This window comes from Endozoicomonas ascidiicola (assembly GCF_001646945.1).
In the GTDB taxonomy this organism is placed as follows: Bacteria; Pseudomonadota; Gammaproteobacteria; order Pseudomonadales; family Endozoicomonadaceae; genus Endozoicomonas; species Endozoicomonas ascidiicola.
In genome coordinates this window covers 512,760-514,677 of record NZ_LUTV01000001.1, presented here as the reverse complement: position 1 = coordinate 514,677, position 1,918 = coordinate 512,760, and the positions used below count along the sequence as shown (strand labels likewise).

Annotated in this window: 2 protein-coding genes and 2 pseudogenes; 3 read left to right on the top strand and 1 reads right to left on the bottom strand. The window is 39.7% G+C overall.

Annotated elements, in window-relative coordinates; genetic code table 11:
• A partial coding sequence (locus AKL11_RS25520; RefSeq protein ID WP_436404678.1) for a hypothetical protein occupies window positions 1-280 on the bottom strand: 280 nt, incomplete at its 3' end.
• Between the two features lie 75 nt (window positions 281-355).
• On the opposite strand from AKL11_RS25520, the gene AKL11_RS01870 reads away from it, so the two are divergent.
• From AKL11_RS01870 to AKL11_RS25515, 3 genes and pseudogenes are all read left to right on the top strand, one after another.
• A complete protein-coding gene (locus tag AKL11_RS01870; protein WP_067514932.1) occupies window positions 356-1,231 on the top strand; it encodes a hypothetical protein in 876 nt (291 codons plus the stop codon).
• Window positions 1,232-1,368: 137 nt separating this feature from the next.
• Window positions 1,369-1,581, top strand: a pseudogene (tnpA, locus tag AKL11_RS01865) (IS200/IS605 family transposase); the annotation flags it as partial.
• 97 nt (window positions 1,582-1,678) lie between these two features.
• A pseudogene (locus AKL11_RS25515) lies at window positions 1,679-1,918 on the top strand (transposase); the annotation flags it as partial.

The following is a 1,918-nucleotide window of genomic DNA, read 5'->3' as shown; positions in this document are numbered from 1 at the left end:
GTTCGGAACAGGACGACTCTGGATCATCATCTGACTCATTATCATCACTCTGACACTCGTTTTCGTTATCATCACCGTTGGTATCAGTTGGCTTGGTGTTGGGCTTTATGTCAGGCTTTGGGTTTAGTTTCTTCAGTCGGGTGATTTCATTTTCCAGAATAGTTATCCGTTCCCGCTGTTGAGCAATTTGCTCCTGCTGTTGAATAATCTCCTCCTGCTGCTGAGCAATAAATGCCAGCAGTTTTTCAGCAGAGAAGTTATTAGTAAGAGAGATATTCATGAGTTTAAAAGATAGACTTTAGACGCTCCGTTTTCCTCAAAAAATTAGTTTTTGAGCACATACGAAAATAGTGAATTGTACGATCAAGTAGCGGCTCATATTCAGCCAATAATCAGAGAGAAAGTAAAAGAAGAATATGGCAGGGAGATTTCATTGGCGCAAGCAAGGCTCCAGAAAAAAATAAATGACCGGCTCTCTGCGCTTCCTGAGTACAAGAGAAAATATGCAGATAAGTCGATCAAAGCAGGTTTAGGAAAATATTATGGCGAGCCCGAATCAAAGATTGAACCAATTGTTGGTGTTTTGCTTGACGCTTTGGAAAGAACCGAATATCGAGCGGTACTTGATTATATTCATGAAGCTGAAGACTCAGACATTATTAAAATTGCCGAGGTTCTAACTGAATTTGGACTGGCTGAGTTAGCGATCTTGGGTGAGCAAGCCAAAAGCAGATTAGAGTTTTTAGATCATTTAGAAAGCCTTTGTCAAAATAATGATACGAAAGAGGAGTTAGTTCATTCTGCATTAGAAAAGAACTTGTGGGTCTTTGGTGCAAAATATTCCCTATTTAGCAGTAACAAAACGCTGAAAAGACAAGTTGAAGACTATTTAGGGAAAAAATATAGAGGTAGTCGAGAAAAAAGAAGGCCTGATTTAATGCTTGGTGGTAACTACTTTGGTGAATATCTTCTGATTGAATTCAAAAGACCTAACCACTCACTAAAGTATACCGATTATCAACAGGCGACAACATATAGAAATGATTTTAGGCCTTACACTGATGCCGATATTGAAATTTTAGTAATAGGCGGTAAGCGAGGGATTGATTTGCCTGACTCAAAGAATATTGAGCCTAGAACAAGCATTATGATTTTTAATGAAATTATCTCAACATCAAGAAATCAATTAAATTGGCTGCTTCGAGAACTTGGTGGCGAAGAGCATGCATAGGAATGTATCAGCAATTCCCGCTGAACTTAATTAATATTGATAAACCCCCGGCTATGCCGGGGAGACTCGCATAGGTTTAACCGTAGCGACAGTAGCTAACCTTCAGGTTTCGACCAAGAAAAATGAAGGTAAACATTATGCGAGACTATAAAAGTTTGGCTCATACCCGCTGGGATTGTAAGTATCATATTATCTTTATCCCGAAGAAACGCAGGAAAGTCATTTATGGGAACCTCCGCAAGTTTCTAGGAGAAATTTTTCATGAGTTTGCCAGAAGGAAAGAGTGCAAAATAGTGGAGGGTCATCTGATGAAAGATCATGTTCATATCTGCATCAGTATTCCTCCAAAGCTAGAAAAGAAAATATAGGACAGCCATAAACTTGACTACCTGGACAACTCTTCTACCTTTTGATCATTAATAATTTTAACGATCAGGAATCGAAGTCATGACGACTGCTCGGAAGAATCTGATAGATCCGGCAAGTACGCCGTATTATCACTGCATGGCTCTCTGTGTACGCAGGGCATTTCTCTGTGGTCGAGATAAGTTTTCGGGCAAAAACTATGAGCACCGTCGCCAGTGGGTAGAAAATAGGCTGAAGATTTTATCAGGCATCTTTGCCCTTGAAATCTGTGCCTATGCCGTTATGTCCAATCACTATCATGTCATTCTTCATATTAACCGC